A 25,551-nucleotide genomic window follows, 5' to 3' on the forward strand; every position below is an offset into this window, starting at 1 on the left:
TTCACATTTGCAAACATGGTTTCACGAGCAAAATTGAGCGACTACTGGGGTTAACGTGGTGATCGGCGGAAACCCGTTCGGCGCCAATGCGACCGATTTATGCATTCGCGTATGATTTCCGGCTGCATCCTGCGTAGCCGAAACCGAAGGTGGGGAGACGATGAGTGACGTTGTACGGTCCGCAGCACGTGTGCTGGACATGCTTGAATATTTCGCCGGGCTGCACGGCAGTGCGACTCTGGCCACGGTGACCACTGTTTTCGGCATGCCGAAGAGCAGTGCGTTTGGCTTGCTGCGCACGTTGTGCGCGCGCGGCTATCTGGTGCGCGATGAACAGGGGCAGTACACGCTGAATGCCTACTTCCGCGAGCACGGGTTTGGTTGGGGGGGCGATTATGTCGCGCGGTGGTCGGCGCTGATCGAGCCCGTCATGGAGCGGCTGGCGATGGAGTTGGGCGAGACAGTCAGTCTCGGGCGGCTGCATGACGACGGTCAGGTCAGGCTACTGAAACAGGCGCTGACGAATCAGCCGATCCGGTATGAGGCGCGCGTCAACGGTTCGTATCCCGCTTACTGCTCGGCGATGGGACGTGTGCTGCTTTCCATGGTGTCGGAAACGCATCGGGAGCGGGTGCTTTCGGCGTGCACGTTCGAAGCGCTCACGCCGATGACGGTGACGGATCCGCTCAAGGTGCGGGAGATCATCCGTCAGGCGGGTCAGGACGGGTATTGCGTGCTCATGGACGAGTCCGATCTTGGCGGGACGGGCGTGGCAACGTGGCTGTCGGTCGCGCCGACGCTGCCGATCGTCGCATTGAACGTTTCCTGTATTTCGGCGCGTTTTCCGGAGAAGCGGGAGCGCGTGATCGCCGCCTTGCTGCGAGAGGCAACGCAACTACGTGCGGCGATGGGGAACTGACCGGCCCCGGGATATTCATGCTGGCTGCCTCTCATGCGGCTAGCACGTCAGCTCGCGCGCAGCCGATCCTCCAGGATGTCGAAACATTCGAGCGCCGTGCGCATCAACTCGCTCTCGGCATCGCGCCGATAGTACAACGTGACGGTCTCGAGAAATGTCGTGTCGGGCACGCGCACGATTCGCAGGCTGCCGCGCGCCTCACCACGCTTGGCTGCGGCTGTCGGCATGAGACCGAGAAACGGATAGCCGCGCAACAACGCCTCATTGGTTTCGTGCGATATCGAATGCACGCAACCGTCAGGCAACGCAATGCCCATCGACTGTAACCATATCTGCAACGTCAGATACACCGGCGCCTCACGCGGCGGCAGAATCCACGGCAGGCCGGTGAGATCGGCGGGCTGAACCTGTCGGCGATCCGCGAGCGGATGATCGCGTCCGCACACGATCACGATCGGATCCGTGAGCAACTCGCGCGCTGCAAACTTCGCCGCCGTCGTCGGCGGCGGCCCGCTGCGGCTCAAGACAAAATCCAGCGCGCCGTCCTCAAGCATCGGGAACAGTCGATCGCTGGTCGCTTCGAAAAGCGTCACGGTCACTTGCGGCGCGCGCTTCTTGATCTCCATCACCACGTCGGGGGCGGCCACCGGCAACACGGTCGCCACCGCACCGATCGCAAGACGGCCGAACAGGCCGGACGTCAGCGTGTCAACTTCAAATCGGGCCTGCTCGATCTGATGGAATATCTCGCGGGCACGACGTGTCAGCATTTCTCCCACCGGGGTGAGTTCCAGCCGCGACGTCTCCCCCGATTTGAGTAGTGCGACGATTTAGAGTCCAATCACGTAGTGACCTCCCCCCGCTTAACCGAGCACCTTGACCTAGAGATTTCCGGCGTCTGACCTCCCCCCGCTTAACCGAGCACCTTGACCTAGAGATTTCCGGCGTCAAGGTGTGCGAGTCGGAACTCGCCCGGAGTCAAATCGCCTAGCGAGCTATGCGGTCTGAAGTCGTTGTAGTCCTGTCGCCAGTCCTCGATCTTTTCACGAGCGTCGTCCAATGACAGGAACCAATGCACGTTCAGGCATTCATCCCGGAAACTGCCATTGAACGACTCGATAAACGGATTGTCCGTGGGTTTGCCTGGCCGAGAGAAATCCAAGGTTACGCCATTTTCATACGCCCAGTGATCTAGCACATGCGAAATGAATTCGCTTCCGTTATCGACCTGTATGCGTTTCGGTGTACCGCGCAGCGCTTTCAGATGCCCCATCGTGGCCACCACATCTGCCGCCTTCAAGGCGTAATCGACGGTAATCGCCAAGCTCTCCCGACTAAAATTATCGACCACAGTTAAGGCCCGGATTTTCTGCCCGTTGAACAGCTGATCGGCCACGAAATCCATGCTCCAACAGGCATTCACGGTAGAGATTTTAGGGCGCTCCATGCGATGTGCTGCGGCAACACGACGGCGTGGTCGCTTACGCCGCAGATTCAACCCTTCCTCGCAGTAGATCCGGTACGTCTTCTTGTGATTGATCAGCCAGCCTTCGCGTCGCAGCAGGACATGAATGCGCTCCACGCCGTAACGTATTCGCGTCTGGGCGATCTCCCGGATACGCCGCCGCTCAGCACGGTCATCGCGCGGGTGAGGTTGATAAAAATACGTGGCCTGACGCAACTGCAGCACCGCCGTCGCGCGCCGAATGCTCACCCGATACGCTTGCATCAAAAAGTCAGCCAGCTCGCGCTTACGGGCCGGCTTCACAGCTTTTTTTGCACCACCTCCTGCAGCATCTGCTTGTCCAGACTGAGGTCGGCCACCATGCGCTTGAGCCGTGCGTTTTCCTCTTCCAGCTGTTTCAGCCGCCGCAACTCGGAAACGCCGAGGCCGCCGTACTTTTTCTTCCAGTTAATGGGATGGACTGCCCCCGAAGGGGTATCGTGCTAATGACTCATCTCGTGTTCGGAGGCCATCATGGCAATCTCTTTTCTCGGAATCGATGTGGCAAAAAATGTGTTCCAACTGCACGGCGTCGACGCGTCTGGGAAAATCATGCTACGACGCCGTGTCGCGCGGTCGCAACTCATGGAAGCTGTTCTGAGGCTCACGCCGTGCACCATCGGCATGGAGGCATGTGGTAGCGCCCACCACTGGGCCAGGGAGTTCGCGAAGCTGGGCCACGCGGTTCGGTTGATCAGTCCGCAGTTCGTCAAACCCTTCGTCAAGGGAAACAAAACCGACAGCAATGATGCAGAGGCCATATGCGAGGCATTACAACGCCCCTCAATGCGATTTGTTCCCGTAAAGTCTGTTGAGCAGCAGGATGTTCAAAGTCTGCATCGTGCTCGCAGTCGCTTGGTCAACAATCGAACTGGCTTGGTAAGCCAAATGAGAGGCATCTTGGCCGAGCGTGGCATCGTGTTTGCTCAGTCAATCACGCGGGCGCGTCGGGAGATTCCAACTATTGTTGCTGACACCGGCAATGCGCTCACACCGCTCGCGCGAGAAATGCTGTCCGATCTTATGGACCAGTTGCGTGAGCTTGACGGTCGAATCTCCGGTTTTGACAAGCGCATTGATGCGGTCTTCAAGGCCAGTGAAACGTGCCAGCGCATCGCGAAGATCGAAGGCGTCGGCCCCAAAACGGCCACCGCCATTGTGGCCGCTGTCTCGGACCCCAAAGACTTCAAAAACGGGCGTCATTTCTCCGCATGGCTGGGCTTGGTGCCTCGCCAGTGCTCAAGCGGCGACAAAACGAGACTCCAGGGAATCAGCAAACGCGGCGATCGACATCTGCGAACACTACTGATTCATGGCGCACGTGCGGTACTTCGAACTGCCCCCACCAAACAGGATAAAAAGCATACCTGGGCTTTGGCGCTTCAACAGCGGCGTGGCGCAAATCGTGCGATCGTCGCAATGGCCAACAAGATGGCTCGTACCATCTGGGCCATACTCGCCTCAGGCCAGCCTTACCGTCCTGCGTAACATTACCTCCACCGACGATGCGTTGATGATTGACAGTGGCACACCGGTCGATCCGGCGAGCAGGGAACCTGATTTTTATGACGGCCCTTGAGGTCTTCCAGTTGTTGAGGCCTGTTCGTGCGGATTTCCAGTTAGGCGCAGGACTTTTCCATGACGCCGGATATATGTACGCAATCGACTCCCGTGCTAATCAAAACATCAACTTGCTATCTAGGGCAGTCCATATATGTAGAACGTGGCTTCCGAAATACCCATCTTCCGGCACACTTCTGCCACTGTGGTACCCACTTCGGCTTGCTTCAGTGCGAACGCAATCTGCTCTTCGGTGTACTTCGATCTTTTCATTGCAAATCCCCTGCCCGTCAGGGCTTCAAATTTGCCAGAAATCTCTAGTTTTGGATGCTACGGTTTTTCGGGGGGAGGTCAGTAGTCAGGAGATTGGACATGAAGAAGCGATTTACCGAAGAACAGATCATCGGCTTTCTGAGGGAAGCTGAGACGGGTATCCCGATCAAGGATCTGTGCCGCCGGCACGGCTTTTCCGAGGCCAGCTACTACCTGTGGCGCAGCAAGTTTGGTGGCATGAGCGTGCCCGACGCGAAACGTCTGAAGGAGCTGGAAGCGGAGAATGCTCGGCTGAAGAAGCTGCTGGCCGAATCGCTGCTGGAAAACGAGGTGACTCGCGAGGCTCTGCGAAAAAAGTGGTGAGCGCACCATCGCGCCGAGAGGTGGTGCGTCACATGACTCAGTGTGGCTTGAGCGAACGCCGAGCCTTGCGGGTAATCGGCATGAGCGCCAGTGCCTATCGTTATAAGCCGGCACCGGATCGCAACCTAGCCTTGCGAGCGCAGATTGTGGCGCTGGCTCAACGGCATCGGCGCTACGGTTCAGGAATGATTTACCTGAAGCTTCGGCAATCGGGCATGACCGTCAATCACAAGCGCATTGAGCGGTTGTATGCGGAAGAGAAACTGCAGTTGCGCCGTCGCAAGCGCAAGAAGGTACCGATTTCGGATCGCCAGCCACTGGGGCGTCCGTCGGCGGCCAATCAGGTCTGGTCGATGGATTTCGTGTTCGACCGAACGGCCGAAGGCCGTGTGATCAAGAGCCTAACCGTAGTCGATGATGCGACGCATGAAGCGGTCGCGATCGTACCGGAGCGAGCCATCAGCGGGCACGTGCTGACGCGCATCTTGGATCGAGTTGCATTGCACCGCGGTCTGCCGCAGGCGATTCGGACCGACAACGGCAAGGAATTTTGCGGTCGGGCGATGCTGACCTGGGCGCACGGGCGTGGCGTGAAGCTTTTCCTGATCGAGCCAGGCAAACCAAACCAGAATGCCTACATTGAGTCGTTCAATGGGCGCTTCCGGGATGAGTGCCTGAACGAACATTGGTTCACCAGCCTGTCGCACGCCAAGGTCGTGATCGAAGCCTGGCGGCGGGAATATAACGAGGAGCGGCCGAAGAAATCACTGGGCGGATTAACGCCCGCATCCTACGCCCGAAAACTGGCCGAGAAAGCGTTACATTACCCCCCGGACTCTAAAGCTCTGTGATACTGAAGGCGGGAGGACGTCGGGACAGGAGCCATTCTTCGGGATGGGCATTGCTTGCATCGTCATTGATTTTTCCTTTTGTGGTTTCAGAATCAAGCGCCAAATGCGCCGGGCACTGTCGAAACTTCAAATACGCAGTGCTCGTCTCACCCCGCAACGGCGAATACCGCCACCCTGAGCTTCGCCTACCCGCCAGCCAGCGAACGCAACAACGCCGGAACCTTTTCCTTGCTGGTAACCTGCACACGTGAGATCAGGTCGTGATCGACTCGACCCACGCCGTAAGTTTGTGCAATATCGTATTGCAGTCGGCACCAGAGATGCGTCGTCATTTCCGCATCAACCATTGCTCGGTGCGCACGACCGGTTTTCGGCAATCGCAACATCTCTGCCAAATTCGATAGCCGATGACTTTGCGCGTGAGGGTAAATACGCCTCGACGCGAGCATCGTGCAGGCGAAGGACTGATCTGACGCCTCCCCGATTAGCGCAAGCTCCGCCTGCCAAAACCGTCTGTCGAAGCCTGCGTTATGAGCCACGACTGGGTGCTTACCGACGAACTTCGCCGCTTCACGCATGACCTTCGACACGGAAGGTGCCGACGCAATCATTTCGTTAGTGATACCCGTCAGATTTGCGACATCGGATGGGATGCGTCTTCCCGCATTCATTAAGCTCTGGTAGCGATCGACGATTTGCCCGTCACGCAAAAGCACGACCGCAATTTCTGTCGCTCGGTCGCCTTGTGTAGGGGAAAGGCCTGTAGTTTCAAAGTCGAGAATGGCAACGGTTTGCATAAGGCATTTCACGATCAGTCAACGGAGCTCGCCGCGGCGAACAGCCGTCAGACTTGCTGTCGATTGGATCTGTTATGACGTGTGCCGGAACTGGTGCACGAATCCGTTGTAAGCGTTCCGCGTGCGCGGCTAGGAAAGCTCATTTCCGTCTCGGATGATCAGCCGCTTCTCCCGCGCCGTTTTCAAGAGTGCTTCCACATCTTGCACCAAACTCACTGCCGCCTTTACTGCGGACTCTGCGTCTAGGCCCTTGCCCATCACAACACGACGTCCGTCACTGCCCCCAAACTTGCGGAGTTCGGGAAATTTCTTGTAAAAGTGGTGCCGCAACCCCTCAACATCACACGTTTCATCAAAATGGTCTTTTCGCCATACGAGGCGGACTGAGAACTTTGAAACATCGGGGTTGTTCTTCGCTTCCCGCACAATGCCCACGTACAACGGCCACTCGGCGTCGTCGCTCGTTCTCATCAGTGTTTGAAGCTCACCAGTTATAAAGGCGAGCCAAGTGCGCCCCTTTTCCAATTGCTCGGGCTCGAGGCTGAGGAGCGCCTTTTTCAGGCGAACTGTGACAGCACCAATCCCGCGTGCCTGAATAAGATGGCGGCACAACTGGCGGTTTTGATGGTAAAAAAGCAACAATTCCCCGTCACAACCGGCGAGCGTACCCGGCGTCCACTCGGGCAGTTTGTGCTTCATCAGTTGACGTATCTGGCCAACGACGCCCTCGTGCCGAATAGCGATTTCTGCCGCCAACTCGGAGAGGATTTTTTCGGCAGGTTTCTCCCAGGCTGTCTGCTTTTGGCAATATGCCAACAGCAGTTGAACCGCTTGATTGTTTCGCTCGAAGTGGTGCTTGGCCCGCTTAGCGGAGGCACGAAGCCAACTATAGTCGAGTAGGGCCCACTTGGTGCCCAGCGCGGCCAAGGTATCTTCATCGTATCCGTCGAGGTCTCTGTCTAAGACAACGAAGGCAAAGGAATATTGAGCAAATACCGGTCGATACCCGATCTCCCGGCTTACGGCATCGTAATAGCTACTCAGTTGACCCTCAGTCAACTTGGCGCCGGCTTTGTTCTCAATTGCAACGATGATCTTATTGCTGGGATCGACAAGGAACAAATCCAGGCGCCCGTTTTGCCTCGCGGCGTCAACTTTGATAGCGAACTCGCGGGTTAGGAATGCCGAGCCAAAACTGGAGGTACGGATACGACCTGGCGTCCATTTTGCGAAGAACTTCTTGTTATCGAAAGTCGCGGCGCCCTGTGCTGCATCGTATGCTGCGATCAAGAAGTCTTTGATTACCGCGTCGCCTTGGCCGTGTCCCTCGCTAGGAGTCAGGCACCAAGCCAGCATGTCCGAATGTTGATTTTCGGAAAGGTCAATTACATCGAGGATATCGTCGGATACTTTCACCTGTTCGACCAAATCGACAAGCATCGGATCCGACAAAAAATCATATAACTCTTCTGCAGTCATTGCTATTCTTTCCGCGCCCCAACGTAGGAGGCTGTAGATTCACTGTTTGCCGATGGCTGCGACTTACAAAATGATGCGGGCTAACAAAAAGCCAAGTTGATCCACGTCACGCAAGTCACCGCAGCAACACCAACTGCGGCACTGCATCCGCCCCTGCCCAGACGATTGCATTTTGCTCGTAGCGTTCGCCAAGGTCCCTCGCGGATTCTAGCGAAATCCCTAACACCAGAAAACTGGGTTCACCCGGCCACGCGTTTGACGGATGCTGCCCGATGCCATCGAAAAATCTCAAGCTGAGCTGAGTCAGCTCCTGCGCCAAGGCATCCTGGCGCTGAGCATTGGTCGCATCGTCACAGGCGTGACTAAACGGATTGCAAGCCGTAATGAAAGCTCTCGACTCAGCGTGTGCAGCCTCGTGCAGGACGACCAGCGAGGGGTTTCTGCACACTTACCCGCAACGTCATCGGCAAACCGCCTTCGACGCAGTAATGTGTTTCCAGGTAGGCCTTGATGGTGTCGGGATCGATTGATGACGCGGAATTCATGTGGGTTTCCCTGCTAGTTAAAAGCGCTATGCCGTTTCATCCTATGCCTTCAGCAATTTGAAATTGATCTCGTAACGATAAAAGGAGATGCCTGGGGTAACGGCTAGCGCTCGACGAATTCGCTGATCATCTTCCAGGGCGATGATCGCCCCTCCGACAGTCTGACCTGGCTCCGCTAATTCTTGATGGACATACCCCATGTAGCGCAATACTTGCCCCACTACGGCATCGCTAGCTCGTCCTTTTTTCAACTCCACAACGAGCAGCCTCTTCTTGTCTTTGCTGATAGCGAGTACATCCATCGGTCCAGTATCGGTTTGGTACTGTTGGCCGACTCGCTCGCCATCCTCCTCAAAAATATCGTAGTCTTTTCCAAGGCCAGTTTGCGCCCAGTTTTGGACGAGGAAATCTTCCAAATGCTTTTCGAGTACAAACTGCGCAGCATCTTCGATTTCAGCGTTTGTCGAGACGACAATTGGGACCGACGTGCCCCCAAGCAGGGTTTCAATTTCGTCTCGATACTTCGTCAGGTCGCTGACAGTTCCAATGGAGCCTGCGGAGTTTCGCAAGGCTTCGCTCATATCTGAACGGGATATGGAGTGCGAAAGCCACTGCACTGAACGCCGATGAGGCAGTATGCCGCCAGCATGGTAGTCGTAGTCGCCACAGACCTCACCAACCCTGTAGGTACCACCACCATCGGGACACAAAACGAAGTCACCCTTTTCTATTCCTTTGCAGATGGTCCACAGTGCTCCGCAAGCCAAGCCAGCCCCGATCTTCGTTTTTTCGGGATGAATCGCCAAGTACACAGGGATAAATGTGGCGTTAAAGGTACGCCATTCCGCAGGCAAAGCTTGGCTCAAATCTTGTTCGATACCGTAGTCGGCACCGATGAAACCGCCCTCAAAGCAGTCTGCAGCATGTGCGCAACGTCGCCCCAGCATGACTCGGTAGTACTTTCTCATGATCTTTTCGCTGTTGTATCTCTTTTGCCGTAGCGGGCAGTCCGCGTGCGATCTGAACGCGTCATAATATCGCCCAAGACCAAATTTAGCAGAAGATCCTACCGATGATCGAAGACATCAGAAAAACACTTTGGGCGACGGCTGACAAGCTCCGGGCGAACATGGATGCGGCTGAGTACAAGCATATCGTGCTCGGCCTCATCTTCGTCAAATACATTTCAGACACGTTTCAGGCCCGGCGTGACGAGCTCACTCGGCGCTTCCTCGATTCGAACGATGAGTATTTCGTCCCTGATGCTGATGACGACCTGATCGCATCTGAGCTTGAGGACCGGGACTACTATCGGGAGGTGAATGCCTTTTGGGTGCCGGAAGCTGCCCGTTGGGAGAGCCTGCGTGCTCAGGCCAAGCAAGCCGACATCGGCAAGCGCATCGATGAGGCCTTGACCGCCATCGAAGCCGAGAACCCAAAGCTTAAGGGGATCCTCGATAAGCGTTACGCCCGAGCTCAATTGCCGGATGGGAAGCTTGGCGAAATCGTCGACCTCGTTTCAAAGATCGGCTTCGGCAACGATGCCAGCATCGCCCGTGACATCCTGGGGCAGGTCTACGAGTACTTTCTCGGCCAGTTCGCCAGCGCAGAAGGCAAAAAGGGCGGCCAGTTCTACACGCCTGCCAGTATCGTCAAGACCTTGGTGGCAGTCCTAGCCCCGCACCACGGTAAGGTCTACGACCCCTGCTGTGGCTCCGGTGGCATGTTCGTTCAATCCGAAAAATTCATCGAAGCCCACGGCGGCGAGCTAGGTGACGTGTCGATCTACGGTCAGGAGTCGAATCCGACCACTTGGCGCCTGGCAGCAATGAATTTGGCGATTCGTGGCATTGACTTCAATCTTGGCAAAGAGCCGGCGGATACATTCATTCGCAACCAGCACAGCGATCTGCGTGCCGACTTCGTATTGGCCAATCCCCCGTTCAACGTCTCAGATTGGTGGCACGGCAGCCTTGAAGGTGATCCACGATGGGTCTACGGTACACCTCCCCAAGGCAATGCGAACTATGCCTGGCTTCAGCACATGCTCTTCCACCTGAAGCCAACCGGTCGTGCCGGTATTGTTCTGGCAAATGGTTCGATGAGCTCAAGCCAGAACAGCGAGGGTGAAATTCGGGCTGCGATGGTCGAAGCTGATGTGGTCGAGTGCATGGTCGCATTGCCCGGTCAGTTGTTCTTCAACACGCAGATCCCTGCCTGCCTTTGGTTCCTCGCCAAACAGAAGACGACCCGGAAGGGCGAGGTGCTGTTCATCGACGCTCGTAAGCTAGGTCAATCCGTCAGTCGTGTGCAAATCGAGTTGACCGACGAAGACATCGCCAAGATTGCCGACACGGTCTACGCATGGCGTGGCGATACCGAAGCGAAGTCGACCTATGCAGACGTTCCTGGGTTCTGTCGTAGCGTGAGCTTGGCGGAGATTGCTGAGCACGGTCATGTGCTGACGCCTGGCCGTTATGTTGGCGCAGAAGACGTCGAGGACGATGACGAAGACTTTGCCGAGAAGATGCAGAAGCTGACCGAGAAGCTGGCTGAGCAGATGGCGAAGGGGGCCGAGCTGGATGCACTTATTCGGACGAAGTTGGGGGGGCTCGGGTATGAGCTTTGAACCTGGTACTTATCGTGTCGATGACCTAATCCGGGCCAGCAAGCTGGAGATCGGTGACGGCTATCGAGCAAAGAATTCCGAGCTGTCAGAGACCGGAATCCCCTTTGCAAGAGCCGGTAACATCAATGACGGGTTCAAGTTCGCAGATGCAGACCATTTCCCAGAGAGTGAACTGTGGAAGGTGGGCGGTAAGGTTAGCCGATCCGGCGACGTCGTTTTCACGTCAAAAGGCACCGTGGGTCGTTTTGCCTTGGTCGGTGCGCAGAGCCCTAGATTTGTGTATTCGCCTCAGCTTTGCTATTGGCGCACTCTAGACGAGTCATCGATCCGATCAGAGTACCTTTACTACTGGATGAATAGTGAGGAGTTCTTACACCAAGTAGGTTATTTGAAAGGGCAGACCGACATGGCCGACTACGTCAGCCTGCGAGATCAGCGCCGCATGTCCGTGACAATTCCACCGCTAAAGGAGCAGATAGCGGTCGTGGAATGTCTGAAGCCTCTCGATGACCGCATCGCCCTGCTTCGTGAAACCAACACCACGCTCGAAGCCATCGCCCAGGCGCTATTCAAGTCCTGGTTCGTTGACTTCGACCCGGTTCGAGCAAATGCAGGAGGCCGTGAGCCTGAGGGGCTTGACGCGGACACTGCTGCGCTGTTCTCGGATGGGTTCGAGGAGTCGGAGTTGGGGCCAGTGCCGAATGGGTGGGGCGTTGGCACTCTTGGTGACGTTTGTTCTTATATCAATCGTGGCATTTCGCCAAAGTACGTGGAGGCGGGTGGCATCATCGTCATCAACCAGAAGTGCATCCGGGACAACATCGTTGACCTCAGCAAAGCGAGGAGGCACGACCCCGCTCAGCGAAAAATTGTTGGACGGGAGATCGCCGCTGGAGACATTCTCGTCAATTCCACGGGGGTAGGAACGCTTGGAAGAGTTGCTCAGCTCCTGAGTGTAGAGGAATCGGCCATTGTCGACTCCCATGTCACTGTTGTTCGTGCTGGCGCAACGGTCACGCCGAACTACATTGGGCTGGCAATGCTGCGGCGCCAGTCAGAGATAGAGCAGTTGGGCGAGGGCTCAACTGGGCAAACGGAATTGAGCCGAAGCAAACTTGCCGGACTGAAGTTGATCCTGCCAACGGCAAACGTATTGCATGCATTCGATTCGTTCGTTCAACCGCTACGGGACCGTTTCGATCGTAACCTAAGTCAAATTCAGACCCTCGCCAAACTCCGCGACACGCTTCTCCCCCGCCTAATTTCTGGTCAACTGCGTCTCCCCGATCCCGAGGCGACGGTGAACGACGCAACGTAAGAGAACCAAGACTCACTAGAAGAAGACGACAATCATGGCTCTTTGGCTGGTCCGTGCAGGTAAATATGCAGAACACGAGCAACGGTTCTTCGAAGACAACCGCATTTACCTCACATGGGATGCGCTGACGAAAACGAACCTCGCTGTCGCTTCCGACTACGCCAGTATTAAAGCGTTGATGTTGGAGCATTACCCGAGTGAGCCGGTCCGGCGCGTCATCAATTGGTCAGGGCAAGTTTGGGCGTTTGCGTTGGGGATGAAGGTCGGCGATTGGGTGATCGTGCCGAAGAAGCACAGTGGAACCATTGCGATTGGTGAGATTCTGGGCGGCTACGAATTCGACCTGACGGCCCCGGTCATGTACCGGCACTACCGTAAGGTGCAGTGGCTGAACACCGATGTTCCGCGGAGCGCTTTCGATCAGGACCTTTTGTATTCCTTTGGTGCGTTCCTGACTGTTTGCGAGATCAAGCGAAATGACGCCGAAAAGCGCGTTCGTGCAATGGGCAAAAAGGGATGGGAGGCAGTGCCGTCGACGCAGCCCACCGTCACGGCCAAAGAGCAGAGTAACGGTTTAGCGACGGAGGACGCCGAGGTCGACCTTGAAGAGGTCGGGCGGGACGCCATCGCCAAAGTCATCACGCAGAAGTTCAAGGGGCACGGCATGGCCCGTCTAGTCGAAGCAATTCTTAAGGCTCAGGGCTTCACCACCTATCTCAGCCCGGAAGGGCCGGACAAAGGCGTGGATATTCTGGCTGCCGGTGGTGCATTCGGGTTTGACCGCCCACGCATCTGCGTGCAGGTAAAGTCTGGCGACACGCCATCCGATCGACCGGAGTTCACTCAGCTCATCGGTGCGATGCAAGGTGTTAGCGCTGATCAAGGTTTGTTTGTGTCATGGTCGGGATTCAAGGCGACGGTGCTTAAAGAACTACCCACACAGTTCTTTAAGGTCAGAATTTGGAACCGGGACGACCTGATTGAGCAGCTTCTCGAGAACTACGACAAGATAGATCAAGACATTCGGGCAGAACTTCCGCTGAAGCGGATCTGGACCGTAGCGAACCCAGAGGAGTGAACGGGGATGACAGAGGATCAACTCGAACAAGAAGCCATCGACTGGCTCAGCGACATCGGATACACGCACCTTTACGGCCCCGAAATCGCTCCCGATAGCGACTCGCCGGAACGGAGCGACTACCGTCAGGTGCTACTTGCCGATCGACTGCGCAATGCGATCAATCGATTGAACCCAGCCATTCCACAGTCGGCACGGGAGGATGCGCTTCGCCAAGTTCTCAATCTCGACACCCCGGTTCTGGTATCCGCCAATCGAATCTTCCATAACGTGTTGGTCAACGGCGTTCCGGTTGAATATCAGAAGGACGGCGAGACGCGTGGTGATTTCGTGAAGCTGATTGACTTCACGGACGATTCTGCAAACGAATGGTTGGCGATCAACCAGTTCAGTATCAAGGGCCCGAAGCACACCCGTCGCCCGGACATCGTCCTGTTCGTGAACGGGATGCCGCTGGTCCTGTTGGAACTTAAGAACCCAGCCGATGAGAACGCAGATATCTGGAAAGCATACGACCAGATCCAGACGTACAAGGAGCAGATTCCCGACGTCTTCCAGTACAACGAGATTCTTGTAATTTCGGATGGTAGTGAAGCACGGATGGGCTCTCTATCCGCCAATGCAGAGCGCTTCTTGGCCTGGCGGACAATCGATGGCAAAACACTCGATCCGCTTGGACAGTTCAATGAACTCGAAACGCTGATTCGTGGTGTCCTTGATCCCGCATACTTGCTCGATTTTCTTCGTTTCTTCGTGCTGTTCGAAGACGACGGTGGGCTGGTGAAGAAGATTGCAGGCTACCACCAGTTCCATGCTGTCCGTGCTGCCATTGCTCAAGTAGTCGCAGCGTCTCAGCCCGGTGGCAGTCACAAAGGCGGGGTCGTATGGCATACCCAAGGTAGTGGGAAGTCGATCACGATGACCTGCTTTGCTGCTAGGGTCATGCGGGAAACAGCGATGGAGAATCCGACCATCGTAGTCATTACCGACCGCAACGACCTAGACGGCCAGCTGTTCGGTGTGTTCTCGTTGTCGCAGGATCTGCTTCGTGAGCAACCGGTACAGGTGGATACTCGACAAGATCTTCGGGCCAAGTTGTCCAACCGGCCTTCCGGCGGGATTGTCTTTGCCACGATCCAAAAATTTATGCCTGGGGAAGACGAAGATACGTTCCCAGTTCTCTCCGATCGCCACAACATCGTCGTGATCGCCGACGAAGCCCATCGCACACAGTACGGCTTTGAAGCGAAGTTCAAAGGCGACGAGAAGGGCTACCAGGTTGGCTATGCCCAGCACTTGCGTGACGCACTACCGAACGCCACGTTTGTCGCATTCACTGGCACCCCTGTCTCCAGTGAGGATCGTGATACGCGTGCCGTGTTCGGGGATTACATCCACGTCTACGACATGCAGCAGGCTCGTGACGATGGTGCAACGGTTGCGATCTACTACGAGTCCCGCCTTGCCAAGCTCGGTCTGAAGGCCGAAGCATTGCCCGACATTGATGCCGAGGTCGATGAGCTCGCCGAGGACGAGGAAGACGAAGAGCAATCGAAGCTGAAAAGCCGGTGGGCGGCACTGGAGAAGGTGGTCGGTGCGGAACCTCGGATCAAAAGCGTTGCCGCAGACCTTGTAGCTCATTTCGAAGAGCGCAACAAGGCGATGTCAGGCAAGGCCATGGTTGTGGCTATGAGCCGGGAAATTTGTGTCCACCTGTACGACGAGATCGTGAAGCTGCGTCCGGACTGGCATGACGACGATCCAGAAAAAGGTGCGATCAAGGTCATTATGACCGGCTCGGCTTCGGATAAGGCATTGCTACGCCCCCATATTTACTCGAAGCAGGTAAAGAAGCGGCTTGAGAAACGTTTCAAAGATCCTGCTGACCCGATTCGCATGGTAATCGTGCGTGACATGTGGTTGACCGGCTTCGATGCTCCCTGCGTGCACACCCTGTACGTTGACAAGCCGATGAAGGGACACAATCTGATGCAGGCCATTGCCCGTGTCAATCGGGTTTTCAAGGATAAGCAAGGGGGCTTGGTTGTCGACTACATCGGCATCGCCAATGACCTGAAGCAGGCCTTGAAGGAATACAGCGCCAGCAATGGCCGAGGCCGTCCGACCGTTGATGCGCACGAAGCGTATGCGGTGTTGGAAGAGAAACTCGACGTGCTGCGTTCCATGCTGCATGGCTTCGATTACAGCAGCTTCCTGACTGGTGGGCACAAGTTGCTGGCCGGTGCTGCCAACTTCGTTTTGGGACTGAAGGACGGCAAGAAGCGCTTCGCCGACGTCGCCCTGCAGATGAGCAAAGCATTCACACTGTGCTGCACGCTTGATGAGGCGAAGGCGGTACGAGAGGAGGTTGCTTTCTTCCAGGCGGTGAAGGTTCTGCTGACGAAGAAAGAAATCAGCGAGAAGAAGCGCACAGACGAGGAGCGGGAGCTGGCGATCCGGCAGATCATCGGTTCCGCCGTCGTGTCGGAAGACGTTGTCGACATTTTTGAGTCGGTGGGTCTCGACAAACCGAATATCGGCATCCTCGACGACGAATTCCTGGCCGAAGTGCAGAACCTACCAGAGCGAAACCTTGCCGTGGAGTTGCTGGAGCGCTTGCTGGAAGGGGAAATCAAGAGTCGCTTCGGCGGTAACGTTGTGCAGGAGAAGAAGTTCTCGGAATTGCTCACCAACGTTATCACTCGCTACCAAAATCGGTCGATCGAGACAGCGCAGGTCATCGAAGAGCTGATCGAGATGGCGAAGAAGTTTCGTGAGGCTGCGAACCGAGGTGAGCAACTCGGTCTGAGTGAGGATGAGCTTCGTTTCTACGATGCCTTGGCTAACAACGAAGCGTCGGTCCGGCTACTCGGTGACGAGACGCTGAAGAAGATCGCCCACGAGTTGACCGAAAGTCTCAGGCAGAACGTCAGCGTCGACTGGGCACAGCGGGAAAGTGTTCGAGCGAAGCTTCGACTGATGGTGAAGCGAATCCTGCGCAAGTACAAATACCCGCCGGATCAGCAGGAAGAGGCGATTCAGACGGTGCTCCAGCAGGCGGAGAAACTAAGTGCTGAGTGGGCGTGAGAGGAGCAGGGCGAATACGTTCGACAAGAAGGCAGATTGCGAATCAAACGTTTGCCGATACCAGGGCACTGCCGCCAAGCCCATCCACTGTATCCAAAGCTTATCGACGAATACATGAAAAAGATCTTTGCATACCATAAGACACACGAGCACGGTGAGTTCTGGCACACCTACTATTGGACGACGAAACGCAATGTGCAGGCAGGTGACCGTCTCTATGTCATCTCAGGAGATCGCCCGAATCAGCCGACATACTTTCTTGAGGGACGATATGAGGTCGTATCCATTGATCCTCCAGAAAACAATGCACGAAGGCTGAACTTACGAGCCGAAGCACGGCCAACGGCTAAATTATCGATATCGACCGAGCCATGGTTTGACAACAGGGAGTTTCACAATCGGTTTACGTCCGGCCAGAGCATGGGGTCAGTTCGGCAGGACTACATCGAGCGATTTGATACGATGCTTCAAGGACTTGAGACTGATGATGCGGGGGAAGTCGTCGCAGACCTTGAAATGCTTCATATCTTGCCGCTGGAAGCGACGGAGCGAGAAACGCTAGCCCTCGCTCGTATCGGTCAAGGACTTTTCCGAAGTAACGTGATCGAAACATGGGGCTTGGGAGACGCATGTGCAGTCACCGGAATCGCCATTCGACCTATGCTTGTGGCGTCCCATGTGCGTCCATGGCGTAGGTGCGAAACGGCGAACGAGAGGCTGGACGGTGCAAACGGAGTTCTACTGTGTGCACACCTCGATAGACTGTTCGACCAACATCTCATTTCTTTCCTCGACGACGGTCGGATCGTAATGGGGCCGACGTTGTTAGATAACCGAGACGCCACAGATGGACTTGCCGCTATTGGGCTTGGGCCTCAAAGTTGCTTGAACCTTGAGGGCATGGCGGACGGTGCCCAGGTTCGCTTTGCCGCGTACTTGGCAGAGCACCGTGCCTTGCTCCGGTAGCCTGCACGTACTCGAGCGATGTCGCTGCCGAAGAACGGTGGACCGGCCAGAGTTTCATAGACACTCACGAGCCGTTTGGCGCGTAGCGCCGTTCAAACTCAATCGGTGAAAGATCGCCGGCGGAGCCATGCCGACGAACCGAGTTATAAAACATTTCGATGTAATCGAACAAGTCCGAGGTGGCGGTTGCCCGACTCGGGTAGATACGTCGTTTGATCCGCTCCTTTTTCAGGGCGCTGAAGAAGCTCTCGGCCACAGCGTTATCGTGGCAATTACCGCGACGACTCATGCTCGGTACCATGTGGTGCGCCTTCAGGAATGACTGCCAGTCATCGCTGGTGAACTGACTGCCCTGATCCGAATGCACCATGACACCGGGTCCGGGCTTTCGTTTCCAGACCGCCGCCAACAGTGCTTGTAAAACCAGATCGCTGGTCATCGTCGAGCGCGCAGCCCAGCCGACGATCTGGCGTGAGTACAGGTCCATCACGGCCGCCAGATATAGCCAGCCTTCGTAGGTCCGGATGTACGTGATGTCCGTCACCCAGACCCGGTTCGGGGCAGTCGGTGTGAACTCGCGGTTTAGCACGTTGGCAACCACGCCGACGGGGCCGCCGCGATAACGTGGCTTGCTGCCGTAGCCCACCTCAGCCCGCAGACCCTCGCCCTTCATGAGCCGATGGACACGGTGACGGCTGCACGTCTCGCCTGACTCACGTAGATCCACTGTAATCTTGCGATAGCCATAGACGCCACCACTGGCCAACCAGGAGTGCTTGATCAGACCAAGCAATCGATCATCCTCGCGCTTGCGAGCGCTGACCGCCTGACGCTGCCACACGTAATAGCCGCTGCGATGCACGCCAAGTATCCGGCACATCGACTTCAGACAGAACTCGCCGATATGGGATCGCATGAATGCGTACCTTGCCGTTACCCCTTTGCAAAGTACGCGGCGGCTTTTTTTAGAATGTCGCGCTCCTCGGTCACGCGCTTAAGCTCGGCCTTCAGTCGCCGAACCTCGGCGCTTTGATCCAACTCTGTCTGCCGCACGATATCGGGCTGGCCGAACTTCAGCTTCCACGCATACAGACTGTGTGTCGTGATGCCCAGTCGCTGTGCCACATCCCTCACCGAATGACCGCGCTCGGTCACTTGTTTAACTGCCTCGATCTTGAACTCATCCGTATACCGCTTGCCACTCATACTGACCTCCTCGGTTGCCATAAATTATGGCTCGAAGATGTCTACGAAAGGCTGGCCGGTCCACGGGGACATATTTGTCGGGCCATTGTCGGAATTTCGACGGCTGCACCTGCCTGTTTGAGTTATTTTGGTCCTTGCAGTGCGGCTGGTGGGAACTTACGAGGAATCCCTTAGCAGATCTGACCCGACGAGATCAACCCACTGTATTGCGAAGTCGGCCCCTTGAGCAAGAGCGTCCGACTGACTGGCGAATACTACGGAACGAATGTCGGATCGGTGCACCGCAAGTCGGTCGCCGTATCGAGTGATACTTATGCTCGGATGAAATGTATTAACCTGAACTCGATCTGACAGGTACCGGCACCTTCATTGCCGCCCTTCGTCCTAAGCTCAACTTTGTCGTCACCGACATGAAGCCTCGCAAGTTCAAGAGGCCACCCCAGAGCAGATAGCCAAGGCAGCGAAGCAGGCCCAAACCAAGCCAGTCGCCGTCAAATCGACTGCACCTAAGTCCGCACCTAGCAAAGCTACTGCGGCCAAGCCCGCAAAGAAGGTCCTGAAGAAAAAGTGAGCTATGACCTGATGGACTCTCGTCTCATGCTGCCGGGGAGCTATGGGACAGGCCGGCGACGTTAGGCCCGCTACACTTGCGGCTTGCCTTGCCGCCTGGATGCTCCGTAGTTCTCGCATCCACTCTGCCTTGCCCACGAAATTTCAAAACTGGTGGGCGACCGAATGCAGGAATGCTGCACCAGTGCTTCGTTTTAGGCTTCGAGCATTTCCTAATATATAGTAGAGAAATGCAGCGATGTCGGACTGCTAAAAAAGCCCCCACGCCTGCGGGAGCCAAGGGGCGCATCAGCGTCCCAAAATACAGGCCAGCAACTTGTGGCCGCCCCACAGCCACACCAACCCGACCACAATCAGAAGAAACGGCGCAACGGTCAGGATCAGGATGACTTCGATGAAGATCATGACGAGTCTCCCGGCGCTCTCGTAGCCTTGCGTTCGAGCTTGTCCTTCAGGCTTACGTTATCGGCCCGCTTGTCGACTTCGGCATTCTCGGTACCGTCGCTGTCCGGATAGAACTCATCCACGACTGCCTGCGTGTCTTCCCCAGATTCCTCGAACGCGCCGTTGGCAAATCCGACCCGAGCAGCATCGTCGAGCGCAGCCTGATCGAAGCCTGAAGCCTTGCGCTGCCCGTCCAACTCTCGAGCCCGAGCAATGGCGTCTTCCAACGTAAGCCCAGACTGAACGACGAGATCGACATAGTAGATTGCAGACCTACGGCTTTGCGTTGTCGATTTTCCACGTAGCTTCAGTTCCAACGGCATCGTCGCCAGCAATCCACCTGACACGGCGTTGAAGTAATGCAGCCGTGCGGCCAACGTGCGAATGGAGTTGAACGACGTGGTTCTGAAAATGAACGAACCGAGCTCATCCTCGTCGCCAATGACAACGTTCAGTCGGCCATAGGGCTTGCAACCGCCGGTCTGCCCAAATGCACAGCCGTCGGGAGACGGACATGGCAATGTTGCGACGCCCTCGTCACCGACACGCCGGCAAGTCTCGCCGTTACCAACACATACTGGCCGTCCGTTTTGCCGGTCAAACACCGAGTACTCAGCACGCAGATTTAGATCCGGGTCGTTGAACAACACACGAACCGGGATCGACCTCAGCTTGCCACTACCCGCTTTTCGCAAAGCTTCGTCGAAAGGATGAAGTATCCACCCGTCTCGGTTCTGCATCTGCGTCGTGATCGTGAACTGGTCGTCCTTCTCAGGCAATCGCTTGCCGTTCTTCTCTACGATCCGACCGATAGAAATTCGCCCGACCACAGGCGGCGTAATCGCCAAACCTTTCAACATAATTACCTCCGTTGACTAGACTGATACCAGGAACCGACGAGAGCCGGGCTTCGTGATGGCGTACTGTTGTTGAAGCTCGGGGTGATCGGCGAGAAGCCTCTTTAAATCGACGCTGGAGCCATCCTTGCTACGCTTGAACGTGACCTCGCCGGTCTCAAACAACGCCCGTGACGCGTCTCCCATGGCCTGCTGGAGGCATTGTTTGAGCTTCGATTCGAGCTGTTCCCGTGATTCGATTTCGGCACGGACCGTAACAAGGTCGGAGAACGTGGCGGACAGGTTCCGATCGTCGCTGAAGTCGACGGTGTTTCCGGCGTCTTTGGGAAACAAGCAACGTAAGGCACGATCGGCAGATTCCGAACCGTCAGCCGGTGGTGGCATGTCGCTTTCCACGTATTGCCAGAACCGGGCCTCGAGTTCGATCAGTCTTGCGATCAGCTCGTCGTCACGCTCGATGCGATGAACGTCCAACTTCTGACCGCAAAGCAACACAGCGACGTGAGCGGCTCGCTTTCCGGTCACGGCGAGTTGATGCTGTACCTGCAACTGTACGTATTCCGGCACACCATTTCGCCACAGTCGAGATCCGAACTCGCCAGCGGTCTTGCATTCGAGGATTTGTACGCCGGGTGCAGAGACAACTTCTCGGTCCAAGTTGGCCAGCATGAACGGTACGGTCGGATGTCGCAGCACGGCATTGACCTTGCGGACGCGGTTGCCAGTCTGTTGGCTGTACGCTGCTGCAACGATGGGTTCGAGCAGCGTTCCCCAAAAGACTGGATGAGTGGTGTCATTGGGATTCGGCTTTTCGAGCTCGGCGTCTCCCCCCGTTTTCTCAAGCCAGAGTTCCAACATCGATTTGTACGGATTCAAGCCAACTGCGGCGGCTGCGTCGGATCCACCGATCCCTGTCTTGCGAACAGCGAGCCAGTCTTCACGGTCCAGATTCAGCGTATTTACAAGTCGCAGAGCGGGCCGATTCCTGGCAGGCTTTTCAATACTGATTGCAGTGCTCATGTTCAGCTCCTTCAATGAAGAAAAGCCCGGCGAACACGAGGTTCAACTGGGCTTCGGTATTGCGGTGGGGGGAGCGGCTATGCGACCAAGCGAAGGGCTTCGTCCCAAGCCTTTTCTTTCAAGGTGGCACCGGCACCAAACCATGCAGCGTCTCGACGGTGGTCTTCGCTTCTGGCTCGGCGTTGGTGGTCGACGTATTCGGTAACAGCGTTGACGAGACCCCACGCAGTGCCAGACGCAGAAGCAAGGTCCGCACCTTTGCCACGGCCAGAGAAAAGCTCATGCACGGCCTTGATAGCCCGCTCGTTGGTCGTTGTCGTTGCGTTGCCGGAATCCGTGGTTGTCGGGTAGGTCAGCACACGCTGGAAGTAGGCGTCCGCCGTTTCATGCTTGACCTTCCGCTCGGACAGGGCTTTCATCCGCACCAGGAATTCATCCCATGACGAGATGGCGATCCCCAACTGACGCTTAACGGTTTGCTGATCGAACTGGCTTCGATGAGGCACCTTGATCGCTCCAGTGCTGTCGCCGAGTGCTACGGCCAATGTGTTATTGCAAACGACACGGACGGACGTAAATTGTGCAGTTGTCGCTAGTGTTCCGTCGCAGGCGGTGGCGAGGAGCAAGTAGCCGTCCACCACGTCTCTGCCCTTGAGGGCGACGGACTGTCCGGTGCGTGCCAGTGCCCAGAGCTTACGTCCGCCTTTTAGTACACCTGCTGTTTCGAGCTGAAAGCCACCCACTTCAGTAAGGTCTCGATAAAACTCCAGGATTTCCTGCGGTTGCACGACCTGATAACGGCTCGACACCACCGAGAGCGGGTCTTTCGTGTCGCTTCGATACAAGACCTTCTGGTCGGGGAAGGCGTGGATCGAGCCCAGACCACCGGTGCCGGCAACGAAGCGAACTTCGGATTCTTCGATTTTCCAATCCATACCCGCCTGTTGGGCCCAGACTTCGAGCGGCTGGTGCGGCGCAAGTTGATTTCCGAGTCCGTGCCAAGGTTCGGCTCCGGTATAGGCCATCGATTGCACGAGGTGCATTTGGAACTCCTTGAATAGACGTGCGCATCCAGCCAGGTCAGAACCGGGCGAGGCTACGATTGAATGCGGGGATGAGAAGCGATGCAGCCAGAACCGGCTACGGGGAGTTGCGGAAAGTGTTAGGCGAACTCGGGGTGATTCGCCCACGGCTCGTCGTCACCGGAGCGGTGAAGGCTTCCCATTAGACGGTCCTTCAGATAGGCCGCGACGGCGCAGATGGCCTCGATAAGGACGACCAGCAGAAGATTGAAAGCAGATTTATGCATGACGGCTCCTTGGTTAAGGCGGAAGGCTGACGCGCTCCCGTATTGTTCTTGTACCAAGGGTGAGTACTGAAATTGACGGCGCTGGCTGCAACCTGCGCGTGCCGAGGTCTGCAGCAGTGTTGTTCGAGTAATTTTCCCGAACGTATCCCGCAGAGCTTCAACTGACGGGATATTTTCGATCTGGGCGACACAAAATATCGACACTATTTGCTAATCTATGCGGCGATGGCACACAAAAGGGCGTACAACCGCACAGCCATGTTTCGGGGCCGGGGAAGAGGCATTGGAACTTGCTGGATGCTCAAAGCAATAAAAAAAGGAAAAATCGTGAAAAAGCTAGTTCCACTGTTGTTGATCGCTACATTGGCGGCATGCTCTCAGAAGCAAGAAGTCGCTTGCGGCAGTGACGACTCAAAGTCCGTAGTCGCTTCGATTTTAAAGGATGCGATTGTCAAGAAGGTAACCTCGGATTTCGCCAATCAAAACGCCAATCTCAATATCGATAGCGCGTCGATTCGGGCCACCATCGAAAAACTTACCTTCACCCTTGAGGACGTCCTCACCACGAAGAGTGACCCGAACAGCACGAAGAAATTCTGTTCTGCAACGATGAAGGTTTCGGTGCCATCCGATGTCGTCGCCAGCGCAGACGCGACTCGTAGCATGCTTTCCCTGACAAACACGCATCAGGATGCGTTGCGTGCTGGCGTGGAATTCGACGCCAACACTGTGAAGTCATCGCTCGATTACAGCGTGCAGCCTACCGATGATGGCAAGAAAATCTATGGCAGTACCGACGGATCAAATGCGGCAGTTACGTTTACCTCAACACTCATCGATCAGTCGTTGCTGAAAACCGTGTTGGAGCAGAAGAAGGCTGAGCAAGCGAAGGAGCAGCAGCAACAGGCGTTGCAAGCTCAACAGCAACAGGCCGAAATCGCCCAAGCGCAAGCTGCGGTTACTAGTGCTCAGCTACAAAAGGCGAAGGCCGATATCAAGGCGGCCAACGATGCGATCAACGTGGTTTGGAACGCAGGTAGTAAAGAATGGCGACAAAGCCTGCTGCCGGAGCAGCGTTTGTGGCTGGCTCAACGAGAAAACGAGTGCAAAATTAAGGCACTCGATAGCGGCGCGGCCGATACCGCCGAATTCCAGATCAACAAGTTGAACTGTGAAGTACAGATGACCATCGACCGAACGCAGGTGTTGAAGGCGTCAGTACAGCAAAGTCTGTCACAAACGGCTCAGTAACTGTTCCAAGACCAATTGCGGCAAGGCCTCAGTGTGGTAATCGATCCCCAAGAAGGATCGGCTAGGCTGAGGTTGACACTGCGAAAGTGGGCGTCCCGGTGGACTCCTTCCCCGGCCCTAGTCAAAGAATCAACCCTTCCAAACCTCGCCGTCGAGTGATAGTTGCTCGACAAGGCCTTCAACGAGTTGCCGGCGGTAGTCTGAAAGGTTGCGCAATCGGCGAAGCAATTCAAGTTCCTTCACTGTCGGCCTAACTTCCTCTTCCGCCGCCATCGCACCCTTCGCGGGGCGAGGGCGCTTCATATCCGTCACGCCGAAACGCAACCATTGCTCGGACACATCCAACCACTCGGCAAGCGTCTTGATCTTGTCCACCGTGGGTCGTGCCGTTCCGGTCAGCCACTTCTGTGCCGCTTGAGGGGTGATCGGCTCGACTGGGTGACGGAGATTGAACTGCGTGGCGAGTTCAGACGCAGTCTCGATCTTCTTCGGACTGCGTTTCAGGGCTTGCTTGAGGCGGGCGGCGAACGCCTTCTTTTCGTCCAGTGTCGGCATCTGCCGAGTGTGGAATAGACGTTCGTCGTCGTGATAACCGTTTGGTTGTTGTTAACAACTCAATGGTTTATTCTTTCGCATCAGTACCTACACGTTGGAAGGAGCCAGACTGTGTCTAAAGAAAAAGAGAACTCGCCTACTGAACTAACGGGAGCAGCCGTTGGTGCCAGTGTTGGCGCTGTTGCGGGGGCTGGGGGTGCAGTTGCCGCTGTTGCGGCTAGTGGCTCAGTTGCCGGCTTGGGGGCGGCAGGGATCACATCAGGTCTTGCCGCAGTCGGGAGCATGGCAGGTGGTGGGATGGCCGCTGGCGTGGTTATAACCGCTGCCGCACCCATAGTGGCAGCCGCTGCCTTGGGCTATGGCGGTTACAAGCTTGCACAGTGGTATCGAAAGAACAACGATGGAGGTGCAGTTTGAGCACGATTATGCCCAAAGTCGAGGAGTTGGCTAGGCCGAAAAATCCGACGCTTGCATGCGTGCTGAGCATTGTGTGCGTCGGTGCAGGACAGTTGTATAACGACGACGCTCCTAAAGGTCTCGTCATGTTCTTCGCCGCCGTGCTGGCTGGAATTATGTTCGGCATCGCCGCGTGGCTGCTCGTGATCCCTCTCATCGGATACGCTGCATATGATGCGTACGTCACCGCTCAAAATAAGAATAAAAAATCTGAAGATGATGCATTTTTGAAACGAAAAGCAGAAATTGAGGTGGCCGAGATTGAAGCAAAAACCACTTCAGCTCAAGAGTTCGTCGATAACATTCGCAAGCTTCACAACCTCTCATCGAATGGATTATTAACGGAGTCGGAGTTTGCGGATAGGAAACAAAAGGCGATTATCTCGCTTAGCGAATTCCCCCCTCGGGAACCAACCGACGATTTTTTGACAGCATTGATTCCACTAATAAAAAGTCAAGTGCTTTTGGTCGACGACATTGCTCAGATAAAGGCGTTGGTTTTTTAGGGAAATTT

The 25,551-nt window shown here is 55.9% G+C and carries 20 protein-coding genes and 3 pseudogenes; 10 read left to right on the forward strand and 13 right to left on the reverse strand.

Translation table 11 applies throughout. The features are described from left to right. Positions 1–160: 160 nt before the first annotated feature. The gene (locus tag OYT13_RS18680) at positions 161–919 is read left to right on the forward strand and encodes an IclR family transcriptional regulator (protein WP_268566794.1); all 759 of its coding nucleotides are present in this window, start codon (positions 161–163) and stop codon (positions 917–919) included. A gap of 47 nt (positions 920–966) precedes the next feature. Here the strand turns inward: OYT13_RS18680 and OYT13_RS18685 are convergent, their stop codons facing one another. Together OYT13_RS18685 and OYT13_RS18690 are read right to left on the reverse strand one after the other, a co-directional pair. After that, a complete protein-coding gene (locus OYT13_RS18685; RefSeq protein ID WP_268566795.1) occupies positions 967–1,689 on the reverse strand; it encodes a LysR substrate-binding domain-containing protein in 723 nt (240 codons plus the stop codon). Positions 1,690–1,850: 161 nt separating this feature from the next. Further along, positions 1,851–2,833: pseudogene (locus OYT13_RS18690) on the reverse strand (IS3 family transposase); the annotation flags it as partial. A gap of 64 nt (positions 2,834–2,897) precedes the next feature. Here OYT13_RS18690 and OYT13_RS18695 point away from each other — a divergent pair. Continuing rightward, complete coding sequence (locus OYT13_RS18695; RefSeq protein ID WP_268566701.1) at positions 2,898–3,911, forward strand: IS110 family transposase; 1,014 nt, start codon at positions 2,898–2,900, stop codon at positions 3,909–3,911. A gap of 228 nt (positions 3,912–4,139) precedes the next feature. Here OYT13_RS18695 and OYT13_RS18700 read toward each other — a convergent pair. Further along, positions 4,140–4,256, reverse strand: a pseudogene (locus tag OYT13_RS18700) (transposase); the annotation flags it as partial. Between the two features lie 99 nt (positions 4,257–4,355). Here OYT13_RS18700 and OYT13_RS18705 point away from each other — a divergent pair. Further along, positions 4,356–5,470 (forward strand): IS3 family transposase gene (locus OYT13_RS18705; protein ID WP_268566796.1). Its coding sequence is split into 2 segments (ribosomal slippage): positions 4,356–4,614 and positions 4,614–5,470, totalling 1,116 coding nucleotides; the frame shifts between segments, so codons are not numbered across the junction. A 185-nt stretch (positions 5,471–5,655) separates the two neighbouring features. On the opposite strand, the gene OYT13_RS18710 is transcribed toward OYT13_RS18705, so the two are convergent. The 4 genes and pseudogenes from OYT13_RS18710 to OYT13_RS18725 form a co-directional block, all read right to left on the reverse strand. After that, a complete protein-coding gene (locus tag OYT13_RS18710; RefSeq protein ID WP_268566797.1) occupies positions 5,656–6,267 on the reverse strand; it encodes a 3'-5' exonuclease in 612 nt (203 codons plus the stop codon). A gap of 129 nt (positions 6,268–6,396) precedes the next feature. Further along, positions 6,397–7,746 (reverse strand): PDDEXK-like family protein, encoded by a 1,350-nt coding sequence (locus OYT13_RS18715; protein ID WP_268566798.1) that lies wholly within the window; start codon positions 7,744–7,746, stop codon positions 6,397–6,399. Between the two features lie 115 nt (positions 7,747–7,861). Beyond that, positions 7,862–8,291: pseudogene (locus OYT13_RS18720) on the reverse strand (DUF3293 domain-containing protein). A 41-nt stretch (positions 8,292–8,332) separates the two neighbouring features. Continuing rightward, positions 8,333–9,259 (reverse strand): endonuclease NucS domain-containing protein, encoded by a 927-nt coding sequence (locus OYT13_RS18725; protein WP_268566799.1) that lies wholly within the window; start codon positions 9,257–9,259, stop codon positions 8,333–8,335. A 104-nt stretch (positions 9,260–9,363) separates the two neighbouring features. Between OYT13_RS18725 and OYT13_RS18730 the strand changes: the two genes are divergently transcribed. The 5 genes from OYT13_RS18730 to OYT13_RS18750 all read left to right on the forward strand — a co-directional run bounded on the left by OYT13_RS18730 (position 9,364) and on the right by OYT13_RS18750 (position 17,369). Next, positions 9,364–10,920 (forward strand): class I SAM-dependent DNA methyltransferase, encoded by a 1,557-nt coding sequence (locus tag OYT13_RS18730; protein ID WP_268566800.1) that lies wholly within the window; start codon positions 9,364–9,366, stop codon positions 10,918–10,920. Next, complete coding sequence (locus tag OYT13_RS18735; protein WP_268566801.1) at positions 10,910–12,238, forward strand: restriction endonuclease subunit S; 1,329 nt, start codon at positions 10,910–10,912, stop codon at positions 12,236–12,238. Before OYT13_RS18730 ends, OYT13_RS18735 begins: the two co-directional genes overlap by 11 nt. Positions 12,239–12,272: 34 nt before the next feature. After that, entirely contained in the window at positions 12,273–13,316 is a 1,044-nt protein-coding gene (locus OYT13_RS18740) for a restriction endonuclease (protein ID WP_268566802.1), read from the forward strand. 6 nt (positions 13,317–13,322) lie between these two features. After that, on the forward strand, positions 13,323–16,403 hold the full coding sequence (locus OYT13_RS18745; RefSeq protein WP_268566803.1) for a type I restriction endonuclease subunit R: 3,081 nt from the start codon (positions 13,323–13,325) through the stop codon (positions 16,401–16,403). Between the two features lie 114 nt (positions 16,404–16,517). Next, positions 16,518–17,369, forward strand: coding sequence for an HNH endonuclease (locus OYT13_RS18750; protein WP_268566804.1), 852 nt, complete (start codon positions 16,518–16,520; stop codon positions 17,367–17,369). A gap of 64 nt (positions 17,370–17,433) precedes the next feature. Here OYT13_RS18750 and OYT13_RS18755 read toward each other — a convergent pair. The 5 genes from OYT13_RS18755 to OYT13_RS18775 form a co-directional block, all read right to left on the reverse strand. After that, positions 17,434–18,575, reverse strand: a protein-coding gene (locus tag OYT13_RS18755; RefSeq protein ID WP_181321408.1) for an IS3 family transposase whose coding sequence is annotated in 2 segments (ribosomal slippage) — positions 17,434–18,338 and positions 18,338–18,575 — 1,143 coding nt in all. Because the reading frame shifts where the segments join, the coding sequence is not laid out codon by codon here. Between the two features lie 971 nt (positions 18,576–19,546). Then, positions 19,547–20,449, reverse strand: coding sequence for a recombination directionality factor (locus OYT13_RS18760; RefSeq protein ID WP_268566805.1), 903 nt, complete (start codon positions 20,447–20,449; stop codon positions 19,547–19,549). Between the two features lie 15 nt (positions 20,450–20,464). Continuing rightward, on the reverse strand, positions 20,465–21,466 hold the full coding sequence (locus OYT13_RS18765) for a YqaJ viral recombinase family nuclease (protein WP_268566806.1): 1,002 nt from the start codon (positions 21,464–21,466) through the stop codon (positions 20,465–20,467). Positions 21,467–21,543: 77 nt separating this feature from the next. Further along, entirely contained in the window at positions 21,544–22,509 is a 966-nt protein-coding gene (locus tag OYT13_RS18770) for a DUF932 domain-containing protein (protein WP_268566807.1), read from the reverse strand. Between the two features lie 119 nt (positions 22,510–22,628). Then, positions 22,629–22,775 carry a hypothetical protein gene (locus OYT13_RS18775; protein ID WP_017232910.1) on the reverse strand — a complete coding sequence of 49 codons (147 nt, stop codon included), beginning with the start codon at positions 22,773–22,775 and terminating at the stop codon, positions 22,629–22,631. 297 nt (positions 22,776–23,072) lie between these two features. On the opposite strand from OYT13_RS18775, the gene OYT13_RS18780 reads away from it, so the two are divergent. Further along, positions 23,073–24,026 carry a lysozyme inhibitor LprI family protein gene (locus OYT13_RS18780; RefSeq protein WP_268566808.1) on the forward strand — a complete coding sequence of 318 codons (954 nt, stop codon included), beginning with the start codon at positions 23,073–23,075 and terminating at the stop codon, positions 24,024–24,026. Between the two features lie 129 nt (positions 24,027–24,155). On the opposite strand, the gene OYT13_RS18785 is transcribed toward OYT13_RS18780, so the two are convergent. After that, positions 24,156–24,581 (reverse strand): transcriptional regulator, encoded by a 426-nt coding sequence (locus OYT13_RS18785; RefSeq protein WP_268566809.1) that lies wholly within the window; start codon positions 24,579–24,581, stop codon positions 24,156–24,158. Between the two features lie 413 nt (positions 24,582–24,994). On the opposite strand from OYT13_RS18785, the gene OYT13_RS18790 reads away from it, so the two are divergent. Continuing rightward, complete coding sequence (locus tag OYT13_RS18790) at positions 24,995–25,543, forward strand: hypothetical protein (protein WP_268566810.1); 549 nt, start codon at positions 24,995–24,997, stop codon at positions 25,541–25,543. Positions 25,544–25,551: the final 8 nt, after the last annotated feature.

This window comes from Pandoraea sp. XJJ-1 (genome assembly GCF_026802345.1).
GTDB classification, from domain to species: Bacteria; Pseudomonadota; Gammaproteobacteria; order Burkholderiales; family Burkholderiaceae; genus Pandoraea; species Pandoraea cepalis.

Coding starts and splice junctions, on each gene's coding strand:
- OYT13_RS18680 (WP_268566794.1), top strand. CDS start 161: ATGAGTGACGTTGTACGGTCCGCAGCACGTGTGCTGGACATGCTTGAA.
- OYT13_RS18685 (WP_268566795.1), bottom strand. CDS start 1,689: ATGCTGACACGTCGTGCCCGCGAGATATTCCATCAGATCGAGCAGGCC.
- OYT13_RS18695 (WP_268566701.1), top strand. CDS start 2,898: ATGGCAATCTCTTTTCTCGGAATCGATGTGGCAAAAAATGTGTTCCAA.
- OYT13_RS18710 (WP_268566797.1), bottom strand. CDS start 6,267: ATGCAAACCGTTGCCATTCTCGACTTTGAAACTACAGGCCTTTCCCCT.
- OYT13_RS18715 (WP_268566798.1), bottom strand. CDS start 7,746: ATGACTGCAGAAGAGTTATATGATTTTTTGTCGGATCCGATGCTTGTC.
- OYT13_RS18725 (WP_268566799.1), bottom strand. CDS start 9,259: ATGAGAAAGTACTACCGAGTCATGCTGGGGCGACGTTGCGCACATGCT.
- OYT13_RS18730 (WP_268566800.1), top strand. CDS start 9,364: ATGATCGAAGACATCAGAAAAACACTTTGGGCGACGGCTGACAAGCTC.
- OYT13_RS18735 (WP_268566801.1), top strand. CDS start 10,910: ATGAGCTTTGAACCTGGTACTTATCGTGTCGATGACCTAATCCGGGCC.
- OYT13_RS18740 (WP_268566802.1), top strand. CDS start 12,273: ATGGCTCTTTGGCTGGTCCGTGCAGGTAAATATGCAGAACACGAGCAA.
- OYT13_RS18745 (WP_268566803.1), top strand. CDS start 13,323: ATGACAGAGGATCAACTCGAACAAGAAGCCATCGACTGGCTCAGCGAC.
- OYT13_RS18750 (WP_268566804.1), top strand. CDS start 16,518: ATGAAAAAGATCTTTGCATACCATAAGACACACGAGCACGGTGAGTTC.
- OYT13_RS18760 (WP_268566805.1), bottom strand. CDS start 20,449: ATGTTGAAAGGTTTGGCGATTACGCCGCCTGTGGTCGGGCGAATTTCT.
- OYT13_RS18765 (WP_268566806.1), bottom strand. CDS start 21,466: ATGAGCACTGCAATCAGTATTGAAAAGCCTGCCAGGAATCGGCCCGCT.
- OYT13_RS18770 (WP_268566807.1), bottom strand. CDS start 22,509: ATGCACCTCGTGCAATCGATGGCCTATACCGGAGCCGAACCTTGGCAC.
- OYT13_RS18775 (WP_017232910.1), bottom strand. CDS start 22,775: ATGCATAAATCTGCTTTCAATCTTCTGCTGGTCGTCCTTATCGAGGCC.
- OYT13_RS18780 (WP_268566808.1), top strand. CDS start 23,073: ATGCTCAAAGCAATAAAAAAAGGAAAAATCGTGAAAAAGCTAGTTCCA.
- OYT13_RS18785 (WP_268566809.1), bottom strand. CDS start 24,581: ATGCCGACACTGGACGAAAAGAAGGCGTTCGCCGCCCGCCTCAAGCAA.